We start from the raw sequence: 20,225 nt of genomic DNA, 5'->3' as shown, positions 1-20,225 counted from the left end.
TTGAGCGCTTATCTACGCGTGAGGCCGTCTAAGCTGATTGGGGCTGGCGCGGCGTCGATCAGGTGTGCCAGTACATCGGCGCTGCCACAGGCAAGCGTGAAGCCAAGGCTGCCGTGACCCAGGTTTAGCCAGAGATTTTTGATGCCACTTGCACCCAGCCATGGCGTGCCTTCGGGCGTTGCCGGACGTAATCCCGCCCAGGCCGAGGCATCGGCAAAGTTGCCCGCGCCAGGAAAGCTAAGTGTGGCCAATTTGCGTAGCTGGTCGACTCGAGTGGCATCGAGGCTGCTATCCCAACCGCCTACATCGACCATGGCGGCCACCCGTAACTGGTCGTCTAGACGGGCATACACCACTTTATTGTCGTAGTCGGTCACGTTGGTTTCAGGTACAGCTTGATAGGCATCGCTATTGTGTGGGGTGAGCTGCAAGCTGAGGCTATAGCCCTTAAGTGGATAGAGCGGCACATCAATCCCCAGTGGCTTGAGTAACTTCAGGCTGTGAACGCCTGCCGCGACGACAACATGATCCACTCGGTGCTCATCACCTGAGTGCAGCCGCAAGGCTTGGACGCTACCGTTACTCACACTCAAGCTTTCAACCTGGTAATTGGCATGCAGCTGAAATCTGGGGTTCGTGCGTAGCCTTTTGAGTAACTGCTGACAGAACCGATAGCAATCACCGACTTCGTCTCCGGGGGCATAAACCCCTCCGCACAACTCACTGGCGATGCCTGCAAGTGCGGGCTCAATATCCAAGCATTGCTCGCGATTGAGTAACCGCCGGTTCGCATCTTCAGGTGCCTTGCGAGCTTTTTCCCAACTGGTGTTTTCGCGGTAAACCACCAGCTTGCCATTTGAACGCCAAGCAAAGTCATCGAGCAGGTCTTGCTCGCGCCAAGTGTGAAGTATGCTTTGACTATGCAAGGCTAAACGCAGTAAGTGCGCGGTGTTGCGCTGATTAACCGAGCGTCTGCACGCGGCTAAAAACTGTAGGCACCAACGCCATTGTTGGAGATTAAATTGTGGCTTAAAGCGCAGGGGCGCATCACTGCGGAGCATCCAGCTGAGCGCTTCTAGTGGCACACCCGCATCGGCAAGAGGGGAGACATAGCGATAGCTAAGCTGGCCGCCATTGGCGAAACTGGTCTCAAGTCCGACCTCGTCACGTCGCTCAATCAGGTCGACTTCATGACCTTGGCGTATTAAGGCGTAGGCCGTTGTTAAGCCAATGACGCCTCCTCCAATAACCGCAACGCGCATTCATCCACCTCATACTTAGTTGTGGGTTCAGGTTATGTAATTGCACTCACTTGAAACCAATGAAAGATTGCAGGGAGGTCATAACCAAAGGTTATGCTAGGCCCTTGATTTTGGCGGTCCGCAGAAGGAGAAAGGCATGCACTTGCGTCATATCGAAGTGTTTCAGGCAATTTTGCAAACGGGCAGCGTTACGGCCGCCGCCGATTTGTTAAATATTTCTCAGCCGGCAGCCAGCAAGGCGCTGAAACATGCGGAGCAACAGTTAGGGTTTAATTTATTCAACCGCGTGAGGGGCAAGTTAGAACCGACAGTCGAAGCACGGATTTTGCGTAACAAAACCGAAAGCTTATCGGCTGATTTACAAAGCTTGCGTCGCCTGGCAGGCAATCTTAAGCGAGGGGTTGAGGATACGCTGCGACTGGTCTCTACTCCGGCCTTGGCTCAGCAGCTATTACCCCTGGCGCTGAGTCAGTGGCGGGCAAAATATGCAGATGTCACCTGTGATCTGGCGACCCAACATTCCGCAGAAATGATTCAGCGTTTACTCCTGCGTGAAGCTGATATTGGCTTGACCCTGCAACTGGTTGAACACCCGGGGTTAGCCTGTGAATTGCTGGCCCAGGGCTGCATGCAATTAATAGCGCCTGCAGGTTGCTGGAGTAAGGATCAGTGCAATGAGCCGATTTACCTGCAGGACTTGGCCGGGGCGCCGCTGATTGGTTTAGACACGCGTGATGCCTTGGGCGGTTTGATTGGCGAGCATTTGCGAGCCCTGCAACCTCCCGCGCAAATAAATACCTGGGTGCAAACCTATCAACTGGCTGGCGCCTTGGTTGCGGCCGGGCAAGGCATGGCGCTGGTTGACCCGCTGACGGCTAGAGTCGCCGCGCTGGGTGGCGCTCAGGTCCGTGTGGTGGAGCCGAATCTGGTGGTGGGGTTGTATCACTTGCGCCGTGTCGGTGAAGAGTATCCCCGGGCTCAGCAAGCACTGATTGAGCAAATCAGTGAAGTCGCGGATCGGCTAATGAATGAGTAAACATCCGGCTTTTGGTTTCAGCATAAGCATGGGGTGTCTGGATACCTCTGGAAGAACTCCACCTTTTCGATTCGCTAATACATAGAAAGGCTTAGGCATAGTGAACCCTTACTTCGGGAGCAAGTCATAAAGTGAAATAAATCAAGAGGTAAGCGTCATGAGCACAAGCCCAATGTTTCGTCGACTGGCAGCAATGCTAGCTGTATTTCACGTACTGATGATCGCCCAAGTTCCGCTGGCCAATGCGTCGTCGATGATCGGCACCTCTGAAGTGCTTTCTGAGCATCAGCAGCAGGTTGATCGCCAGCAGTTACTGGGCATGCTCGATGAGCAGGGTGTTGAGGACAAGCTGCACAACCTTGGGGTTGACCGCGACACTGTCGAAAAGCGAATTAACAGCCTGACCAATGCTGAGCTGGCGCAGTTTAACCAACAGCTCGACCAGGCACCTGCAGGCAGCGGTGTGATTGGTATTATTGTGTTGTTCTTTGTGATCTTCATCGTTACCGATATGCTCTGTGCTACCGACATCTTCAGTTTTGTGAAATGTATAAATCGATAAGCAGCAGATTAATTGTTCCTCTGGTACTCACTATTTTGCTTTCAGCCTGTGCGCAGTCTCCGGTGTTATCACCGCAGATTGCGCAGTTGCCTGAACGTGTAGAACTCAGTGATGTGCCTTTCTTTGCTCAGACCGAGTACCAATGTGGCCCGGCGGCGCTATCCACCATGCTCACTCAGCGTGGTATCGCGACCAGCCCCGGTGTGCTTAAAGATCAGGTCTATATTCCGGGGCGTGAAGGCAGCTTGCAGATTGAGATGGTTGCAGCCGCGCGCTCACACGAGATGCTGGTGTATCCATTGCAACCCAAACTGGAGTCAGTCCTGACTCAGGTGGCCGCAGGTAACCCGGTATTGGTGTTGCAGAATCAGGCGTTTGACTGGTATCCGCAGTGGCATTTTGCGGTGGTCGTTGGCTTTGATACGCGGGCCAAAACCTTGATTTTACGTTCTGGCACGACGCGTCGCTGGGTGACTGATTTTGCAGGCTTTGATGAAAGCTGGGCGCGGGCTAATCGCTGGGCAGTGGTTACCATGCCGCCGAACAAGTTACCGGCTCAACCCGAGCTGCAAACCTGGCTCAAGGCGGCAAATGATCTAGAGGAAACAGGTCGTAAACAAGCGGCTCAAAGTGCTTACCGCACAGCTACACGGCAGTGGCCTGATGAGTCCCTGACGTGGTTTGCCATGGCTAACAGCCGACACGCCAGTGGCGATGTCGCAGGTGCTGAGGCGGATCTGCGCAAAAGTGTGCAGCATAAGCCTGACTTTGCTGCCGGCTGGTTTAACTTATCGCAAGTGTTAGCTGAGCGCGGCTGTGGGCAACAGGCTGCTCAGGCTCAGGCATGTGCTAAGCAGCTGGCGCCTAAGGATGAACGTTTTAGCTCGCCACTTAATGTGGCCACGCAAGCTACCGGGCAGTGTTCGGTATTGCCCGCTTGTTCAGCGGTGAGTAATGCGATGGCAAAGTAGGGTGCGACAAGCGAAGCATGTCGACCAACGTCTCAGCCAATATCTGGATATCTGCGGCGTTTGATGGTGGACGGAAAAGCGTCGTCCACCCTTGAAATCGAAAACATAAAAACGGCGCCATAAGCAGGGTGTGTGAAAACGTCACGAGCGAAGGCAAGACAAGGCTTTAACAGGCGAAAAGACACCGGGGTCGCGTTCGACTTTAGGTGTTCTAAATGAGCATTTTTCGTCTGTTTATAACGCTGTATTGTCGAGTGCAGTAGTTTTCACACAGTCTGATAAGGCGCCGTTTTTATATGCAGTTAGCTTCGTGTTTAGAAGCCGAACTTATCACGCAGGCTGTAATACCAGGCGCCCATTGCTGTGAAGGGTACGCGCATCAAGCGACCGCCTGGGAATGGGTAATGCGGGAGACCCGCAAAGGCATCAAAACGCTCGGCTTGGCCGCGCAATGCTTCACCCAGAACACGACCGGCGAGGTGGGTGTAGGTAACGCCGTGGCCACTGCAACCTTGCGAGTAATAAATGTTATCGCCAATACGGCCCACTTGCGGCAAGCGCGAAAGGGTCAGCAGGAAGTTGCCGGTCCACGCATAGTCGATCTTCACGTCTTTAAGTTGCGGAAAGGTTTTGATCATGTTCGGGCGGATGATCGACTCGATGTTCGCCGGGTCGCGTGCGCCGTAAACCACGCCGCCGCCAAATACCAAGCGCTTGTCGCCAGTCAGGCGGTAGTAATCAAGCAGGTAATTACAATCTTCAACGCAGTAATCCTGCGGCAGAATGCTTTTGGCCATTTCATCTGACAGCGGTTCAGTGGCAATCACTTGGGTGCCGCATGGCATGGATTTAGCGCTCAACTCAGGCATTAAATCGCCGAGGTAAGCATTACCGGCGACCACGACAAACTTTGCCTTCACGCGGCCTTTGGGCGTGTGAACCACAGGATTTGCACCGCGTTCAATCTTCGTGGCCGGGGACTGTTCATAAATTACGCCGCCCAATGATTCAACTGCTGCAGCCTCGCCCAGTGCCAGATTGAGCGGATGAATGTGGCCGCCGCTCATGTCCAGCATGCCACCCACATAATTGTCAGTGGCAACCACTTCGCGGATGCGTTTGGCGTCCATCAGTTCAAGCTGAGTGTGGCCATAGCGTTCCCACAGCTTCTTTTGTGATTCAAGGTGGGTCATGTGTTTACTGGTGTTGGCTGCAAAGACGCCGCCGTCTTTGAGGTCGCACTGAATGTTGTACTTGGCTACGCGCTCACGGATGATGCGACCGCCCTCAAATGCCATCTGGCCAAGCAATTGAGCTTGTTTCGGGCCAACCGTGCGTTCGATAACGTCAATGTCGCGGCTGTAACTGTTAACAATCTGACCACCGTTGCGCCCCGATGCACCGAAGCCCACCTTGGCGGCTTCAACGATGCACACCTTGAAGCCGTTTTCGAGTAGCGAGATTGCCGTTGATAACCCCGTGTAGCCAGCGCCAACAATGCATACGTCGGTTTCGACGTCGCCATTAAGTTCGGGGCGGGCAGGGACGGGGTTCGCGGATGCCGCGTAATAGGATTGTGGATATTCCGTGTGCGCCATTTTGCAACCTCTGTTGTTTATTTTTTACGAATAGCCTGATGCTACCCGAGTTGAAAATGCCCGGCTAGTGGTCTTTAACAAATCTTGAATAAGCGTTGAAAGGCTAAAAAATGCTTTTATTCAGTCGCTTAGCGAAAAAAGTATTGACAGTTTTGCGCTCCGACGTAGAATGCGCACCCATTGCAGGCACGTAGCTCAGTTGGTTAGAGCACCACCTTGACATGGTGGGGGTCGTTGGTTCGAATCCAATCGTGCCTACCAAACAAACCCGCTCTGCACGGGGCTTAGAAGGCGATCTGAAAAGATCGCCTTTTTTGTTTGGGAATATTTTGGGAAAACGAAGTGGCTTCTCATAACTTCAGATCAGCCCCGACCCGCAAGTATTCCACTCCTTTCTGATCATGACCCGTCTGATAATTTGCAGTTCTACGCATGCGCCTCACGACTGAGTACTTCGGTAACCCATTGATTGATGCTCTTTTTTTCCAGTTCTGCCTTGGACACACATAAAGTATGTAGCTCTGGTTCTAGGTCTAGATTTAATGTGCCTGAGCTGGGCTTTGGTCTAAGGCTCTTCAGTTAGGGAGAGTGATGTGTTTGATTTCGCGACGTTGTCAGTTTTCAGTGTGGCTGTGATTGTATTGTTGCTGGTGCCTGGGCCGAATATGGTGTTTGTTATTACCCACTCGCTTACTGATGGTTGGCGTGGCGGTTTTGCTGCTGCGCTTGGCATTTCCTTCGCTGACGTGATAATGACCTTGATGGTTGGTGCTGGCTTAGGGGGGCTGATAATGAGTTGGGCACCAGCATTCGAGTTGATCCGTTAGGTTGGCGCTGCATATTTGTTATATCTGGGATGGCAGGCGTTAAAAATCAAGGCTGTTGCTGGTGCATCGGTGGAGGAGGCCGCTTCGTTATATTCTGTGTTTGTGCGAGCCACATTGAATAGTTTACTTAACCCAAAGGCATTGCTGTTCTTCATGGTGTTTTTGCCGCAGTTTGTCAGTGTCCAGAATGGCAATGTGCCCTTGCAGCTAATGCTGCTTGGTGCAGTGCTTTCGGTGGTGGCATTGCTGTTTCATATGCTGCTGGCGATGTGTTCGAGCCGGCTACGTTATTTGCGTGGTGCGCGTTCCGGGCAAAACCGAATGGGACGTTATCTTGTCGCAACTGTCATGTTTGGGTTGTCGGCGCGCTTGGTTTTGCTGAGTAGAAGCTAGTTGAGTGTTTGCATTTAGCTGTTCGGTAGGGTTAGTGCCAAGCGGGCAGGGCCAGATAATCCAAAAACTGGGCTAAGCGGTTGGTTCTTATGTGCTATAGTGCGGCCTTGATTGAAATCGGTTTACTTTGTTTTCCTTTGTATTTCAATCGCTTAGCTATATTGGGTCGTTGTTTTAAAGCGCGTCAGCCGGTATATCTATAAAACAATTGCTAAAAATGGTCGCCTAGGCGGCCGTTTTTTGTGCTGCATGTTTAAGTGTCATTTACGTAAACCTCCAGTGACTGCGGTTCGGTTTGGTTGGCTTAATGCTCCTGCCATAGTAAGGCAGAGATTCCGCCGAATCGCTTACTGGCTCATCCCAACCCATGTGGCCTTTGGTAGAGGTCACCACTAGGAGAGGAGGCGCCATGCCCATCATTACTCTTCCCGACGGCAGTCAACGTCCATTCGATCACCCGGTATCCGTACTTGAGGTGGCGCAATCTATTGGTGCAGGTCTGGCTAAGGCCACTGTTGCCGGTAAGGTAGACGGTAAGCTGGTTGATGCTTGTGATCTGATTGATCACGACGCGACCCTGCAAATCATCACGCCAAAAGATCAAGAGGGCGTTGAGATTATCCGCCACTCTTGCGCGCATTTGATTGGTCATGCGGTCAAGCAGTTGTTCCCTGAAGCCAAGATGGTGATCGGTCCGGTCATTGATGACGGTTTTTACTACGATATTGCTTCGCCACGTCCGTTTACTCTGGAAGACGTCGCTGCAATTGAAAAGCGCATGCAGCAGTTGATCGAGAAAGATTACGACGTAATCAAGAAGGTCACTCCGCGCGCTGAAGTAATCGACCTGTTTAAGTCCCGTGGTGAAGACTACAAGCTGCGTCTGGTTGAAGAAATGCCAGATGAGCAGGCAATGGGTTTGTACTTCCACGAAGAATACGTCGACATGTGCCGTGGTCCGCACGTGCCGAACACGCGCTTCCTAAAAGCCTTCAAGCTGACCAAGTTGTCAGGCGCATACTGGCGTGGCGATGCCAAAAACGAGCAGTTGCAGCGCGTTTATGGCACCGCTTGGGCCGATAAAAAGCAGCTGGCGGCTTATATTCAGCGTATTGAAGAAGCTGAAAAGCGCGATCACCGCCGCATTGGTAAGCAGCTTGATCTGTTCCACCTGCAAGAAGAAGCGCCGGGCATGGTGTTCTGGCATGCCAATGGCTGGACCTTGTATCAGGTGATCGAGCAGTACATGCGCCAGGTGCAGCGCGAGCACGGCTACCAAGAGATCAAAACCCCGCAGGTCGTGGACCGTATTCTGTGGGAGAAGTCCGGGCACTGGACTAACTACGCCGAAAACATGTTCACCACTGAGTCGGAGAGCCGCGATTACGCGATCAAACCGATGAACTGCCCTTGCCACGTGCAGGTGTTCAATCAGGGTCTCAAGTCTTACCGTGATCTGCCGCTGCGTCTGGCTGAGTTTGGTGCGTGCCACCGTAATGAGCCGTCGGGCGCTCTACACGGCATCATGCGTGTGCGTGGCTTCACTCAAGACGATGCGCACATTTTCTGCACCGAAGAGCAGGTCAAGCAGGAAGCGGCTGACTTTATTAAGCTGACGCTGCAGGTCTATGCAGACTTCGGCTTCACTGATGTCGCCATGAAGCTGTCGACCCGCCCAGCCAAGCGTGTAGGCGCTGAAGAATTGTGGGATCGTGCAGAGGGTGCGCTGGCTGATGCCTTGAATGAGTCGGGCCTGGAGTGGGAATACCAGCCGGGCGAGGGTGCTTTCTACGGTCCTAAAATTGAATTCACCCTTAAAGACTGTCTGGGTCGTAACTGGCAGTGCGGTACTTTGCAGTACGATCCGAACTTGCCTGAGCGTTTGGATGCCAGCTATATCGCTGAAGATAATAGCCGTCGTCGTCCAGTTATGTTGCACCGCGCAATTTTGGGTTCGTTCGAACGCTTTGTCGGAATGTTGATCGAGCAATATGCTGGTGCATTCCCGGCGTGGCTTGCTCCAGTTCAGGCTGTGGTGATGAATATCACCGATAAACAGGCCGATTTTGCCCTTGAAGTTGAAAAAACTCTCAATCAAAGCGGTTTTCGTGCCAAGTCTGACTTGAGAAATGAAAAAATAGGCTTTAAAATCCGCGAGCATACTTTGCTCAAGGTTCCCTATCTCTTGGTTATTGGAGATAGAGAGGTTGAAACGCAAACTGTCGCCGTGCGTACCCGTGAAGGCACTGATCTGGGCTCAATGTCCCTATCCCAATTCGCTGATTTCGTTACGCAGGCGGTTTCCCGGCGTGGTCGCCAAGATTTGGAGTAATCATTATTAAGCGTGAAATGAGACAAGATAAACGAGCTGCACCGAAAGCGCCGATCAATGAGAATATCTCGGCACGCGAGGTTCGGTTAATTGGCGCTGAAGGCGAGCAGATTGGCATCGTCTCTATTGATGAAGCGCTACGCATAGCTGAAGAAGCTAAGCTGGATCTGGTTGAGATTTCTGCTGACGCTTTGCCCCCCGTATGTCGCATCATGGACTACGGCAAGCACCTGTTCGAAAAGAAAAAACAGGTAGCAGCGGCGAAGAAGAACCAGAAACAAGTTCAGATCAAAGAAATCAAGTTTCGCCCAGGGACGGAAGAAGGGGATTACCAGGTAAAACTACGCAACCTGGTACGTTTCCTTAGTGAGGGGGACAGGGCCAAGGTTTCATTACGATTCCGTGGTCGTGAGATGGCGCACCAAGAGTTGGGCATGGAGCTGTTGAAGCGAGTTGAAGGTGACTTGCTTGAATACGGCACCGTTGAACAACACCCTAAGATGGAAGGACGCCAGCTTATTATGGTCATCGCCCCCAAAAAGAAGAAGTAATCAACAGGGCACGGCAGGCCTTGCGATTATATTTATTAACTGAATGCGGAGTATCCGAACATGCCAAAAATGAAAACCAAGAGCGGTGCAGCGAAGCGCTTTCTGAAGACAGCTTCAGGCTTCAAGCACAAGCACGCTTTCAAAAGCCACATCCTGACCAAAATGTCCACTAAGCGTAAGCGTCATCTGCGCGGTAGCACCATGGTGCATCCGTCTGACGTGGCAAAAGTGGCGCGCATGCTGCGCGTTCGTTAATTCGGTTAGGTAGAGGAAATAACTCATGGCTCGTGTTAAGCGCGGCGTAATTGCTCGTAAGCGTCACAAAAAAATTCTGAAACTGGCTAAAGGCTACTACGGCGCACGCTCACGCGTATTCCGTGTTGCCAAGCAGGCTGTGATCAAGGCAGGCCAATACGCCTACCGCGACCGCCGTCAGCGGAAGCGTCAGTTCCGTGCCCTTTGGATCGCTCGTATCAACGCTGGCGCACGTGTAAACGGTCTGTCTTACAGCCGTTTCATTGCTGGCCTGAAAAAAGCGGCCATCGAGATCGACCGTAAGGTATTGGCTGATCTGGCAGTGAACGAAAAAGCGGCGTTTGCTGCGATTGTCGAGAAAGCGAAAGCCGAACTGGCTTAAGTCCCCGACAATCACCGGGCTTGCCCGGTGCAAGAACGGGATCAAGGTCGTTTCGAGCGAAGATCAGGCAAGACGGAAGAAGGCGAGGACGCGGAGTTTACAGCTGTAAATGAGCAGTCCGAGCCGGATTCCAACATGGCATGATCAAGCGCAGTAGCCCTTGAACTTGTTCGAAACGTCACCGATAGGGGAAGAGCTTGAGCTCTTCCCCTATTTCGTATCTGGAGTCTGTAAATGGAAAATCTGGATGTGCTGGTCTCGCAAGCGCTTGAGGCCGTGCGCAACACCGATGATGTGAATGCCCTGGAGCAACTGCGGGTTCACTATTTGGGCAAAAAGGGCGAGTTGACTCAGGTGATGAAGACCTTGGGTAACCTGTCTGCTGAAGAGCGTCCGCAAGCTGGTGCTCTGATCAATGCGGCCAAAGAGCGTGTTCAGGAAGCCCTGAGCAGCCGTAAAGATATTCTCGAAAACGCCGCGCTGAGTGCCAAGCTCGCAGCGGAGCGTATTGACGTAACCTTGCCCGGCCGTGGCCAGACTTCTGGCGGCTTGCATCCGGTTACGCGCACCTTGGAGCGGGTAGAGCAGTTCTTCACTCGGATAGGCTACGGCATTGCTGAAGGCCCCGAGGTCGAGAACGACTACCACAACTTTGAGGCGCTCAACATTCCCGGCCATCACCCGGCGCGGGCAATGCATGACACCTTCTATTTCAACGCGAACATGCTGTTGCGCACCCATACCTCGCCGGTACAGGTCCGCACCATGGAGTCGCAACAGCCACCGATCCGCATCGTTTGCCCGGGTCGAGTCTATCGCTGCGACTCTGATATTACCCATTCACCGATGTTCCATCAGGTTGAAGGGTTGCTGGTCGATGAAGGCATTAGCTTTGCCGACCTCAAAGGCACCATTGAAGAGTTTCTTCGGGTGTTCTTCGAGAAACCTCTGGGTGTGCGTTTCCGCCCATCTTTCTTCCCGTTCACCGAGCCGTCGGCTGAAGTCGATATGCAGTGCGTAATGTGCAGTGGTAAAGGTTGCCGCGTGTGCAAACAGACTGGCTGGCTAGAGGTTATGGGCTGCGGCATGGTGCACCCGAACGTTCTGCGCATGAGTGGCATCGACCCGGAGAAATACTCCGGCTTTGCTTTCGGCATGGGTGTTGAGCGTCTGGCCATGCTGCGTTATGGCGTTAATGACTTGCGCCTGTTCTTCGATAACGACCTGCGATTCCTGGCGCAATTTCGCTAGAAGTTTCGACTGAAGGTTAATCGAATTGATGAGGAAAGCAGGATGAAATTCAGTGAACAGTGGCTGCGCAGCTGGGTGAACCCGCAGGTCAGCCGTGATGATTTAGTCGCTCGCCTGTCAATGGCTGGCTTGGAAGTCGATAGCGTTAGCGCTGCAGCAGGTGACTTCAGCGGCATTGTTGTAGGTGAAGTGTTAAGCACCGAACAGCATCCCGATGCCGACAAATTGCGTGTGTGTCAGGTCAGCAATGGCGCTGAGAGCTTTCAGATCGTCTGTGGCGCGCCGAATGTGCGCCCGGGCCTGAAGATTCCATTCGCCATGATTGGTGCTGTGTTGCCGGGCGACTTCAAGATCAAGAAGGCCAAGCTCCGTGGCGTAGAGTCCAACGGTATGTTGTGCTCTGCGGCCGAGTTGCAGATCAGCGAAGAAAACGACGGTCTGTTAGAGCTGCCGGCCGATGCGCCAGTGGGTCAGGACGTTCGTGAATACCTGAACCTGAACGATGCCAGCATCGAGGTTGACCTCACTCCAAACCGCGGCGACTGCTTGTCACTTGCTGGCTTGGCCCGTGAAGTCGGTGCGCTCTATGCTGCGCCGGTAAGCCGTCCTGAAATCAGCGCCGTTAGCGCTGTAAATGATCAGGTGCGCCCGGTTGACGTATTGGCACCGCAAGCCTGCCCGCGTTATTTGGGGCGTGTGCTGCGTAATGTCGATCTGTCCAAGCCTACGCCACTGTGGATGGTTGAGCGTCTGCGTCGCTCCGATATCCGCAGCATTGATGCCGTGGTCGACGTGACCAACTATGTGATGATCGAACTCGGTCAGCCCATGCATGCCTTCGATCTGGATCAGATCAATGGTGGCATTCGCGTGCGTATGGCTGAAGAGGGTGAAAAGCTGGTCCTGCTCGATGGTCAGGAAGTGACCTTGCGCAGCGATACGCTGGTTATCGCAGACCGCCAGCGCGCTCTGGCCATCGCCGGGGTGATGGGCGGCGAGCACAGCGGCGTGGCTGACAGCACTCGTGACCTGTTCCTCGAAGCTGCTTTCTTCGACACCATCGCCATTGCCGGTAAAGCCCGCTCATACGGCCTGCACACTGACTCATCGCACCGCTTTGAGCGCGGCGTTGATTCGCAGCTTGCCCGTCAAGCCATGGAGCGCGCCACGGCGTTGCTGCTGGAGATAGTCGGCGGCGAGCCGGGCCCGATTATCGAAGTGGCCAGCCAAGCTGATCTGCCAAATGTTGCGCCTGTGACCCTGCGCGCCGAGCGTATCGAGCAAATGCTCGGCTTAAAGATGGAAGATACCGAAGTAGTCGGCCTGCTGGCGGGTCTAGGCCTTGGCGTTAGTGCTGACGGTGCAGGGCAGTGGCAAGTTGCAGTGCCGAGTCATCGTTTCGATATCAGCCTTGAAGTTGATTTGATCGAAGAGCTGGCGCGCCTGTATGGCTACAACCGCTTGCCGGTTCGTTATCCGCAAGCGCGCCTGGCTCCACAAACCAAGGCTGAGGCGGCTGTTGAGTTGCCAGCGCTGCGCCGTTTGCTGGTTGCCCGTGGTTATCAAGAAGCGATTACCTACAGCTTCATTGATCCAAAAATGTTCGAACTGTTCACGCCGGGCGTTGAGCCGCTGATGTTGGCAAACCCGATCTCGGCTGATATGGCGGCAATGCGTTCGTCCTTGTGGCCAGGTTTGATCAAGGCTGTGGAGCACAACCTTAATCGTCAGCAGGCGCGTGTGCGTTTGTTTGAAAGCGGTCTACGCTTTGTTGGTCAGCTGGAAGGGCTCAAGCAGGAAGCAATGTTGGCAGGTGTTATTACCGGCCGCCGTCTGCCTGAGGGCTGGGCCCATGGCCGTGATGATGTTGATTTCTATGACATCAAAGCCGATGTAGAGGCCTTGCTGGCTAGCGCCGGTGCAGCCGATTCATTCAGCTTTGTGCCAGGTGAGCATCCAGCGTTGCATCCGGGTCAAACTGCTCGCATTGAGCGCGATGGCAACTTGGTCGGTTATGTTGGGGCTATTCACCCTGAGCTGGCTAAGAAGCTTGGCCTTGATCAAAGCGTATTTATGTTTGAGCTGCTTTTGAGTGAGATTGCTCAAGGTCGTATGCCGGCATTTGCCGAATTATCGCGCTTCCCAGAAGTGCGCCGCGACTTTGCTTTGGTGGTTGATCGCGAGGTTCCGGCGGCTGCATTGCTCGATGGAATACGTGAAACAGCAGGGGAATGGCTAACAGACCTCAAGCTATTTGACGTGTATCACGGTAAAGGCATTGATCCGCATAGAAAAAGTCTTGCAGTTGGCTTGACCTGGCAGCATCCATCGCGCACTCTTAATGACGATGAGGTGAGTACGACTACACAGAATATCCTCACCTCCCTAGAACAAAGGTTCAACGCCACGTTAAGGAAGTAGCGTATGGGGGCTCTGACGAAAGCTGAAATGGCCGAACGTCTGTATGAAGAGCTAGGCCTGAATAAACGGGAAGCCAAGGAGTTGGTTGAACTGTTTTTCGAAGAGATCCGGCAAGCGCTGGAGCTCAACGAACAGGTCAAGCTTTCAGGATTCGGTAACTTTGACCTGCGCGATAAGCGTCAGCGTCCCGGTCGTAACCCAAAAACGGGGGAGGAAATTCCGATCACGGCTCGCCGTGTAGTGACTTTCCGTCCCGGCCAAAAACTTAAAGCCAGGGTTGAGGCTTATGTTGGAACCAAGTCATAACGACGAATTACCTGTCATACCAGGCAAACGGTATTTCACGATCGGCGAGGTTAGCGAACTCTGTGCAGTCAAACCGCATGTGTTGCGGTATTGGGAGCAGGAGTTTCCACAACTCAATCCGGTCAAAAGGCGCGGCAATCGCCGGTATTATCAGCGTCAAGACGTGCTGATGATCCGTCAGATTCGTGCGCTCCTTTACGACCAAGGCTTTACCATTGGCGGTGCCCGGCAGCGTTTGTCAGGTGATGAAGCCAAAGACGATACCACTCAGTACAAGCAGCTTATTAAGCAAACTATTACTGAGTTGGAAGACGTCTTACACGTTCTTCGTCACTAGAGAATCAAAGGCAAAAGGTTCCATAATTCAGGGCCTTATTGTATGATTCTCGACAGTTTCGAGGTTAGGCCAAAACCTAACCACGCCTAGTCGGGGCGTAGCGCAGCTTGGTAGCGCACTTGCATGGGGTGCAAGGGGTCGAGTGTTCGAATCACTCCGTCCCGACCATATTACATAAAGGAATCAAGCACTTAGCGGCTTGGTTCCTTTTTTCGTTTTAGGCTCGCGCAAAGCTGGCGCAAAATGCGCGCAAAACTATCCGGCGATTTCACTGATATTCAGGTCGGGGACTGCATCAGACCAAACGATTTCAGCATGGTCTTTCTGGTAGTTTTTGGTCATCCCCTCGGTTGCGTGGCCGGCGATTTTCTGCCCGTCCTTACCGGTTTTCTTGTAAAGGTGTAGTGAGCGTGCCCGCACCTCATGGAAGCCCGGCATTTCTGCCTCCCTCCAGCCTGTGTAACATTTCACGTCATCCCTGACCTCTTTGAATGCCCTTTAGGGCGGCGATAGCGGTACGTGCCATGCCGAGCGTGAGCGGCAAGCCTGTGTTTGCATTGTTTCTCGGTCATGAACCATCAGGCTGCCCCTTTCGACACCATGGATACCAACTCGTTTTCTGGCTTGCTTGGTATGCAGACCAATCTACATACCACATATTTCCCAATCTGCTCGCCTGGCGCATCGCCGCTGCGAATGTAATTCCGAATAGCCTATGAGCAAGGAGGAGGTCATTTGTGTCCCAGCGACGGCGCTGAAACTCACCGATCTTAATCAGCTCTTTTGGGTGGATATAGATGCCCCTTGATTGGTTTTGCCGAATGTAGGGGGGCTAATCAGTAGTAAGCATTGGTGAAACCAGAGGGCTTAACAATAGTGCTGATAAACGACCGTATGGTTTATCAAACCAATGCTGCCATGGCGAAGTGGGCTGTTTTTCACCCTTGGAATTGGTTCTTCAAGCGGCCGGCTTAGTCTTTAAAGACCGAGTAGTTGCTCGGGTACATGTTGCCTCCAATACATACCATACCGTCACGAGCGGTATAGCGTTGGGGAGTAGAAGGTCCAGTGTTAGACGGCTCTGCTTTAAAGCAGCTAGCGCGACAGACTTGATTTAAGTGTGTCGCGGCTTTTTATGAAAACGATTCAGCGCCTATAACGAAGAGTTTCCCCCAGCTATACCGATGAACTTGCTCCACCCTAAAATGTAGGCTCCTCAGGTTCTCGCAAGCCTCTGAACAGCTTCACCGACTGCGGTTTCACCCTGGGTTAACTCTATAATGGTACGGTTAACCGAGGGTTGTTCAATGATTTCAACTAGCGTGGCAGCAACGTCGTCACGAGGGACATCTCCATAAGGAATGGCCAGCCCCGCTCGAACTTTGCCAGTACCTGAGCCGTCGAGTAACGTTCCTGGACGCAAAATGACCCAGTCCAATTCAGTCTCGGCAAGGTGTACATCAGCCTGCTTTTTGACGGCCATGTAATTTTCGAAAGTCGGGGAAACTTCTTTACCTCTAGACGCTTCAGGAAAGGCCGAAACTAGCAAAAATCTCTTTATTCCAGCCTGCTGCGCTGCTGCAACTGTCAACTCTAAACCCTTTCCATCAATAGCTGTCGTCATCGACTGGCCACCTTTGCCTCCGGCACCAGCGGAAAAAACCACCGAATCGCAGTCCGCCATTAGTTTGGCTAATGCGTTAACATCTAGTTCAAGCAAGTTACCCCGTACCGGTGTCGCGCCTAACGCCTTAAGGGATTCTGACTGATCGGGTGTTCGATGCAATGGATAGGCTTTATGCCCCCGCATGACAAGTTGTTGTGTTAGTCGGCGACCAACACTGCCTGCCCCGCCAACGATGAATACTTTGTTCATCAGTATCTCCTTTTAGGTGAGCCTTGTGGCGCTCAACAATTTTCCGAACGCCAACCTTACCCTGTGAGTAATCAACAAGGTCTATTGCTAATCTTAGGCGCTTGGGTGGGTGTGATAAATCTTGCTGACCACAGTCCATTTGCCGTCGACTTTCAACAGGTTGAAGAAGTCAGTAAAGCAAAATCCTGATATGTCATTGGTATCAACTCGTGCACTGGCAGCCGTGCCCACAATATCAATCCTTGCGATAGCTGCTTGCGCATTCGGTGAGGGGCTAAACGCAGAGTCGATAATCTCAAACAATCCTTCGATCGGCCCCCCGGTTAATTTGTTGTCCGCATCGACACCGAAGATGGTGGCCAGCTCATTGAATGCCGGCTTCATGATGCTGCTTTTGGCCTGCTTGCCGCCTTCGCTGTATTGATTAAGCACTTCAACAATGGCGTTGTAATCTTGAACATATGTAGGGTGGTTCATGGTGGAACTCCTGAGTCTAATTCGTCAGTTATACGGGGGGGGCGATCTGGAAATCAGTGAAGATTGAACTCACCAGTCTTGACGTGTCGGCGAGATGATCAAATCGTTAACCGTCACGTTCGCGGGTTGATTTAGGGAGTAAATAACCGCGTCAGCGATATCACTTGGCGCAATTGCTAGTTTGTTGAGTTCATGTGCGGCCTTGCGACCCGCAGGGTCGGTGACTTTGTCCGCCCAGCCAGTATTTATAACCCCAGGGCTGATGGTGCTGATGCGCAACCCGTGATTTACACCTAGCTCCTTGCGCATGGATTCGGTCATGGCCTGCACGAAGAATTTTGTAGCGCTATACACACCTGCGCCGGGCCCAACTTGATGACCCGCAACCGAGTCCATATTCAAGATTTGACCGGATTTTTTCTCCAGCATAAACGGCAAAACCGCCGCTATCGCGTTGAGATAACCCTTGATGTTTACATCGATCATATTGTTCCAGTCGGTGGTTGCCAGATCGGACCAATTCGAAAAAAGCATCAGGCCGGCGTTGTTAACCAGGATGTCGATGCTAGCGTATGTTTGTAAGGCAAATAGCGCCATTGCATTCATCTGTTCAGGGCAAGTCACATCCGCTGTGTACGCTTCGATCTGCGCCCCGTTTTTGCGCAAGCTTGCTACAAATGTCTCAACTTCTTCTTCATCCCTTGAGACGGCAATTACACGTACGCCCTGTGCTATTAATGCACGCGTGGTTGCAGCGCCAATGCCAGACGAGGCGCCGGTAACAATTGCCGTTTTGCTGTGTAAATGGTTCATATTAAATTCCTCATAAATAGCCTCGCTCCAGATGTATGCGAGGCGCTATTTTTGGCAACAAGAGCAGAGCCGTAAGCAGTGCTTTGTTACTCAATAGGTTCCTTTCGGCCAGTCGGTATAGCCCTTAGCTCCGCCACCGTAATAGGTTTCATGGGGTGCAATTGTCAGCTCGGCGCCATGGCGCAGACGGTCTACGAGGTCGGGGTTTGAGATAAACAATCTGCCAAAAGCCACGGCATCAATTTTGCCTTGGTCACGGCGCTCAATTGCCATTTCCAAGTCGTAGTTGTTGTTGCCGATAAATGGCCCGCTGAACTGTGTGCTCAGCGCATCAAGGTCAATACCTTCAGGAACCGCCCGCGAGGTAGCCGTTGCCCCTTCAACAAAGTGTAAGTAGGCCAAGTCAAAGCGATTGAGTTGTTGTATGAGGTAGCCATACATCGCCATTACATTGCTGTCAGGCGGTGTGTTGCCAGCATCTGGTGTCACGGGTGAAAGTCGGATTCCTACTTTGTCGTTACCCCAGATTTTTACAATGGCTTCGGTCACTTCCAGAGTCAGGCGTGCACGGTTTTCAATCGAACCACCGTACTGATCGGTGCGTTGGTTCGTAGAGTCACGCAAAAACTGATCAAGGAGATAACTATTGGCCGAGTGCACTTCCACGCCATCGAAACCGGCGCGCTTAGCATTTTCGGCAGCGACTTTGTACTGCTCGATTATCCCTGGAATTTCATCTGTTTCTAATGCACGCGGCATAGATACAGGCACGAAACCGTCAACTGTATAGGTATTGCCTTCTGCTTTGATTGCGGAGGGAGCGACCGGTGCTTCGCCGTTTGGCTGCAAGTCAACACTAGAGAATCGGCCCACATGCCAAAGTTGGCTGACAATTTTTCCACCAGCGTTATGCACGGCGTCAGTTACTTTCTTCCAGCCAGTGACCTGATCTTCACTCCAAATGCCTGGGGTCGCTGCATAGCCACGGCCTTGGGCCGAGATATTGGTAGCCTCTGCAACGATAAGTCCCGCACTTGCACGCTGCGCGTAGTAAGTAGCGTGTAGCTCGTTGGGTATTCCGTCTTCTGCATAACGGCTACGAGTAACCGGAGCCATAACGATGCGATTTGCTAGGTTGATTGAACCCATCAAGGTGGGCGTGAACAAGTCTGTGCGAGTGCTATTGTCAGTCATGTATGTAAGTACCTGTTAAAGTTGACCGGTCGTCTAGTGTTTGGATAAAAAAACTCACTCGAGTAGCCGCTTAGATGTTTCTACGGCGCGCTCGAATGGACCGGTAGATTTATTGAGTTTGGCAAGCAATGAAGCACCTAACCAAAGTTCGTAAAGGGATTCAGCCAGCACCTGAGGGGCAACGGCTGTGGTAATCGAGCCATCTGCGGTGCCTTGTTCTACACAGCGAACAAGTCGCTTGATGATCTTATCCGTGCCACCTTTCAGTAAATGACGCATATCTTCGGAAAGGTCGCAAACCTCCGGACCAAGCTTTACCACAAGGCACTTATTATCAAGTACCTCGTTCGCTTGTGATTGAGACCAATACTGGAAATATCCAAGTAAGCGCTCGGCGGCAGGGCCTTTTGCGGATAGCAAAGCATCTACAGTGGATAGATAGTCAGCAAAGTACTCATCTAAAAGTGCTTGACCGAAATCATCCTTCGATTTGAAGTAATAGTAAAACGAGCCTTTGGGCACACCCGCAGCTGCCACTATCTCGGCTAAGCCGACAGCGGTATAGCCTTTCTGGGTCATTAATGCCCTAGCCACCGATAAGATGTGCTGGCGTGTCTCGTTTGCTGGTTTCTTCATTTAGCTATCGTAATCACAAACTGACCAGTCGTCTAGTGTTTTTTAAAATGCCGTGGAATCAGATCGCTCGGCGGAAATTGGACGCAGCCAGCACTTAATATTGGGGACCGTTTTAGTCGGCTCAAACAGATCCCCGTGGCATAGCGTTTATCCCATTAAGACCTCTACCAGTTGGCCACCCTCTGGGGTGGACCAGCTACCGGCGAGTTCAGCAACCAGTTGATTAGTTGTTGTCAGCGTCACACCAGCACGCTCCATGCGACGCAGTGCAATATCGTCAGCCATTTTCGTCGGTGAGCCTCCTGCATCTGCTACGACCTGGACTTCATATCCTTGGCTAACCAAACTCAGAGCAGGGTAGACGGTGCATACATCATTCGTAACGCCGGCCAAGATCAGACGCTTACGCCCAGTTGCTTGAACCGCTGAGGCAAACTGCTCATCGTCCATCGCATTGACAATGCCGACACGTTGAATGCGCGCAGCAAATTCCGATGGCAAAATAGTTTCGAGCTCGCTAAGCAATGGACCTTGAGCCGCGTCTTCCATGCTGGAAGTTAGCACTGTGGGTAATTTCAGAATTTTCGCCGCTTTGGCCAAGATCAGAGCGTTGCGTTTCATTTCTTCAAATGTAGTGGATGTCACCCAGCCCATAGTTCCGACTTGGTGATCAATTAGTAGCAGGGCTGCATTTTCGCCTGTGAATCGCTGAAAAGTCATAGTGATTTGTCCTCGGGAATGATAA

Annotated in this window: 20 protein-coding genes, 2 tRNA genes and 2 pseudogenes; 14 read left to right on the top strand and 10 right to left on the bottom strand. The window is 52.4% G+C overall.

The genetic code is table 11. From position 1 onward, the window contains the following. Positions 1-8: 8 nt before the first annotated feature. Entirely contained in the window at positions 9-1,262 is a 1,254-nt protein-coding gene (locus tag ACIGCM_RS01135) for a D-amino acid dehydrogenase (RefSeq protein WP_397500209.1), read from the bottom strand. Between the two features lie 136 nt (positions 1,263-1,398). Here ACIGCM_RS01135 and ACIGCM_RS01130 point away from each other — a divergent pair, with 136 nt between their 5' ends. The 3 genes from ACIGCM_RS01130 to ACIGCM_RS01120 all read left to right on the top strand — a co-directional run bounded on the left by ACIGCM_RS01130 (position 1,399) and on the right by ACIGCM_RS01120 (position 3,831). Further along, positions 1,399-2,298 (top strand): LysR family transcriptional regulator, encoded by a 900-nt coding sequence (locus ACIGCM_RS01130; protein WP_397500208.1) that lies wholly within the window; start codon positions 1,399-1,401, stop codon positions 2,296-2,298. 157 nt (positions 2,299-2,455) lie between these two features. Then, positions 2,456-2,860, top strand: a complete 405-nt coding sequence (locus ACIGCM_RS01125; RefSeq protein ID WP_397500207.1) for a PA2779 family protein — start codon at positions 2,456-2,458, stop codon at positions 2,858-2,860. Further along, on the top strand, positions 2,845-3,831 hold the full coding sequence (locus ACIGCM_RS01120) for a PA2778 family cysteine peptidase (protein WP_397500206.1): 987 nt from the start codon (positions 2,845-2,847) through the stop codon (positions 3,829-3,831). The genes ACIGCM_RS01125 and ACIGCM_RS01120 overlap by 16 nt, the downstream gene beginning before the upstream one ends. A 314-nt stretch (positions 3,832-4,145) precedes the next feature. Here ACIGCM_RS01120 and ACIGCM_RS01115 read toward each other — a convergent pair whose 3' ends face one another. Next, positions 4,146-5,429, bottom strand: coding sequence for an NAD(P)/FAD-dependent oxidoreductase (locus ACIGCM_RS01115; protein WP_397500205.1), 1,284 nt, complete (start codon positions 5,427-5,429; stop codon positions 4,146-4,148). A 184-nt stretch (positions 5,430-5,613) separates the two neighbouring features. Between ACIGCM_RS01115 and ACIGCM_RS01110 the strand changes: the two genes are divergently transcribed. Beyond that, positions 5,614-5,690 (top strand) — tRNA-Val (locus ACIGCM_RS01110). A gap of 165 nt (positions 5,691-5,855) precedes the next feature. Here ACIGCM_RS01110 and ACIGCM_RS01105 read toward each other — a convergent pair. Further along, positions 5,856-6,008, bottom strand: a complete 153-nt coding sequence (locus ACIGCM_RS01105; RefSeq protein ID WP_397501079.1) for a toxin-antitoxin system HicB family antitoxin — start codon at positions 6,006-6,008, stop codon at positions 5,856-5,858. 14 nt (positions 6,009-6,022) lie between these two features. Between ACIGCM_RS01105 and ACIGCM_RS01100 the strand changes: the two are divergent. The 10 genes and pseudogenes from ACIGCM_RS01100 to ACIGCM_RS01055 all read left to right on the top strand — a co-directional run bounded on the left by ACIGCM_RS01100 (position 6,023) and on the right by ACIGCM_RS01055 (position 14,652). Next, positions 6,023-6,649: pseudogene (locus ACIGCM_RS01100) on the top strand (LysE family translocator). Between the two features lie 409 nt (positions 6,650-7,058). After that, complete coding sequence (gene thrS / locus ACIGCM_RS01095) at positions 7,059-8,981, top strand: threonine--tRNA ligase (protein ID WP_397500204.1); 1,923 nt, start codon at positions 7,059-7,061, stop codon at positions 8,979-8,981. After that, positions 8,981-9,532, top strand: a complete 552-nt coding sequence (gene infC / locus ACIGCM_RS01090) for a translation initiation factor IF-3 (protein WP_397501078.1) — start codon at positions 8,981-8,983, stop codon at positions 9,530-9,532. The genes thrS and infC overlap by 1 nt, the downstream gene beginning before the upstream one ends. Before the next feature lie 60 nt (positions 9,533-9,592). Continuing rightward, positions 9,593-9,787 carry a 50S ribosomal protein L35 gene (gene rpmI / locus ACIGCM_RS01085; RefSeq protein WP_087517320.1) on the top strand — a complete coding sequence of 65 codons (195 nt, stop codon included), beginning with the start codon at positions 9,593-9,595 and terminating at the stop codon, positions 9,785-9,787. 25 nt (positions 9,788-9,812) lie between these two features. Continuing rightward, positions 9,813-10,169, top strand: a complete 357-nt coding sequence (gene rplT, locus ACIGCM_RS01080; protein ID WP_397500203.1) for a 50S ribosomal protein L20 — start codon at positions 9,813-9,815, stop codon at positions 10,167-10,169. Positions 10,170-10,403: 234 nt separating this feature from the next. Then, positions 10,404-11,420, top strand: a complete 1,017-nt coding sequence (gene pheS, locus ACIGCM_RS01075; RefSeq protein ID WP_397500202.1) for a phenylalanine--tRNA ligase subunit alpha — start codon at positions 10,404-10,406, stop codon at positions 11,418-11,420. Between the two features lie 42 nt (positions 11,421-11,462). Then, a complete protein-coding gene (gene pheT / locus ACIGCM_RS01070; RefSeq protein WP_397500201.1) occupies positions 11,463-13,841 on the top strand; it encodes a phenylalanine--tRNA ligase subunit beta in 2,379 nt (792 codons plus the stop codon). 3 nt (positions 13,842-13,844) lie between these two features. Further along, positions 13,845-14,147, top strand: a complete 303-nt coding sequence (ihfA, locus tag ACIGCM_RS01065; protein WP_087517317.1) for an integration host factor subunit alpha — start codon at positions 13,845-13,847, stop codon at positions 14,145-14,147. Continuing rightward, complete coding sequence (locus ACIGCM_RS01060) at positions 14,128-14,484, top strand: MerR family transcriptional regulator (RefSeq protein WP_087517316.1); 357 nt, start codon at positions 14,128-14,130, stop codon at positions 14,482-14,484. Before ihfA ends, ACIGCM_RS01060 begins: the two co-directional genes overlap by 20 nt. A gap of 91 nt (positions 14,485-14,575) precedes the next feature. Next, positions 14,576-14,652 (top strand) — tRNA-Pro (locus tag ACIGCM_RS01055). 87 nt (positions 14,653-14,739) lie between these two features. Here the strand turns inward: ACIGCM_RS01055 and ACIGCM_RS01050 are convergent. The 7 genes and pseudogenes from ACIGCM_RS01050 to ACIGCM_RS01020 form a co-directional block, all read right to left on the bottom strand. Then, positions 14,740-14,982, bottom strand: a pseudogene (locus ACIGCM_RS01050) (integrase); the annotation flags it as partial. 718 nt (positions 14,983-15,700) lie between these two features. Further along, positions 15,701-16,360 (bottom strand): SDR family oxidoreductase, encoded by a 660-nt coding sequence (locus ACIGCM_RS01045; protein WP_397500200.1) that lies wholly within the window; start codon positions 16,358-16,360, stop codon positions 15,701-15,703. 93 nt (positions 16,361-16,453) lie between these two features. Continuing rightward, entirely contained in the window at positions 16,454-16,837 is a 384-nt protein-coding gene (locus ACIGCM_RS01040) for a nuclear transport factor 2 family protein (protein WP_397500199.1), read from the bottom strand. A 69-nt stretch (positions 16,838-16,906) separates the two neighbouring features. After that, positions 16,907-17,650, bottom strand: a complete 744-nt coding sequence (locus ACIGCM_RS01035) for an SDR family oxidoreductase (protein ID WP_397500198.1) — start codon at positions 17,648-17,650, stop codon at positions 16,907-16,909. Positions 17,651-17,740: 90 nt separating this feature from the next. Continuing rightward, positions 17,741-18,844, bottom strand: coding sequence for an alkene reductase (locus tag ACIGCM_RS01030; protein WP_397500197.1), 1,104 nt, complete (start codon positions 18,842-18,844; stop codon positions 17,741-17,743). A gap of 54 nt (positions 18,845-18,898) precedes the next feature. Continuing rightward, on the bottom strand, positions 18,899-19,480 hold the full coding sequence (locus ACIGCM_RS01025; protein ID WP_397500196.1) for a TetR/AcrR family transcriptional regulator: 582 nt from the start codon (positions 19,478-19,480) through the stop codon (positions 18,899-18,901). Positions 19,481-19,627: 147 nt separating this feature from the next. Then, the gene (locus ACIGCM_RS01020) at positions 19,628-20,200 is read right to left on the bottom strand and encodes an isochorismatase family protein (RefSeq protein ID WP_397500195.1); all 573 of its coding nucleotides are present in this window, start codon (positions 20,198-20,200) and stop codon (positions 19,628-19,630) included. Between the last annotated feature and the right edge of the window lie 25 nt (positions 20,201-20,225).

This window comes from Pseudomonas sp. NPDC078700, from assembly GCF_044542375.1.
GTDB lineage: Bacteria > Pseudomonadota > Gammaproteobacteria > Pseudomonadales > Pseudomonadaceae > Aquipseudomonas.
Note: the sequence above shows the minus strand (reverse complement) of the source record. Positions and strands in the feature narration are given on the sequence as shown.

Excerpts from the sequence above, each read along its gene's own strand:
- ACIGCM_RS01135 (WP_397500209.1), bottom strand. The coding sequence starts at position 1,262 with ATGCGCGTTGCGGTTATTGGAGGAGGCGTCATTGGCTTAACAACGGCC.
- ACIGCM_RS01130 (WP_397500208.1), top strand. The coding sequence starts at position 1,399 with ATGCACTTGCGTCATATCGAAGTGTTTCAGGCAATTTTGCAAACGGGC.
- ACIGCM_RS01125 (WP_397500207.1), top strand. The coding sequence starts at position 2,456 with ATGAGCACAAGCCCAATGTTTCGTCGACTGGCAGCAATGCTAGCTGTA.
- ACIGCM_RS01120 (WP_397500206.1), top strand. The coding sequence starts at position 2,845 with ATGTATAAATCGATAAGCAGCAGATTAATTGTTCCTCTGGTACTCACT.
- ACIGCM_RS01115 (WP_397500205.1), bottom strand. The coding sequence starts at position 5,429 with ATGGCGCACACGGAATATCCACAATCCTATTACGCGGCATCCGCGAAC.
- thrS (WP_397500204.1), top strand. The coding sequence starts at position 7,059 with ATGCCCATCATTACTCTTCCCGACGGCAGTCAACGTCCATTCGATCAC.
- rpmI (WP_087517320.1), top strand. The coding sequence starts at position 9,593 with ATGCCAAAAATGAAAACCAAGAGCGGTGCAGCGAAGCGCTTTCTGAAG.
- rplT (WP_397500203.1), top strand. The coding sequence starts at position 9,813 with ATGGCTCGTGTTAAGCGCGGCGTAATTGCTCGTAAGCGTCACAAAAAA.
- pheS (WP_397500202.1), top strand. The coding sequence starts at position 10,404 with ATGGAAAATCTGGATGTGCTGGTCTCGCAAGCGCTTGAGGCCGTGCGC.
- pheT (WP_397500201.1), top strand. The coding sequence starts at position 11,463 with ATGAAATTCAGTGAACAGTGGCTGCGCAGCTGGGTGAACCCGCAGGTC.
- ihfA (WP_087517317.1), top strand. The coding sequence starts at position 13,845 with ATGGGGGCTCTGACGAAAGCTGAAATGGCCGAACGTCTGTATGAAGAG.
- ACIGCM_RS01060 (WP_087517316.1), top strand. The coding sequence starts at position 14,128 with ATGTTGGAACCAAGTCATAACGACGAATTACCTGTCATACCAGGCAAA.
- ACIGCM_RS01045 (WP_397500200.1), bottom strand. The coding sequence starts at position 16,360 with ATGAACAAAGTATTCATCGTTGGCGGGGCAGGCAGTGTTGGTCGCCGA.
- ACIGCM_RS01040 (WP_397500199.1), bottom strand. The coding sequence starts at position 16,837 with ATGAACCACCCTACATATGTTCAAGATTACAACGCCATTGTTGAAGTG.
- ACIGCM_RS01035 (WP_397500198.1), bottom strand. The coding sequence starts at position 17,650 with ATGAACCATTTACACAGCAAAACGGCAATTGTTACCGGCGCCTCGTCT.
- ACIGCM_RS01030 (WP_397500197.1), bottom strand. The coding sequence starts at position 18,844 with ATGACTGACAATAGCACTCGCACAGACTTGTTCACGCCCACCTTGATG.
- ACIGCM_RS01025 (WP_397500196.1), bottom strand. The coding sequence starts at position 19,480 with ATGAAGAAACCAGCAAACGAGACACGCCAGCACATCTTATCGGTGGCT.
- ACIGCM_RS01020 (WP_397500195.1), bottom strand. The coding sequence starts at position 20,200 with ATGACTTTTCAGCGATTCACAGGCGAAAATGCAGCCCTGCTACTAATT.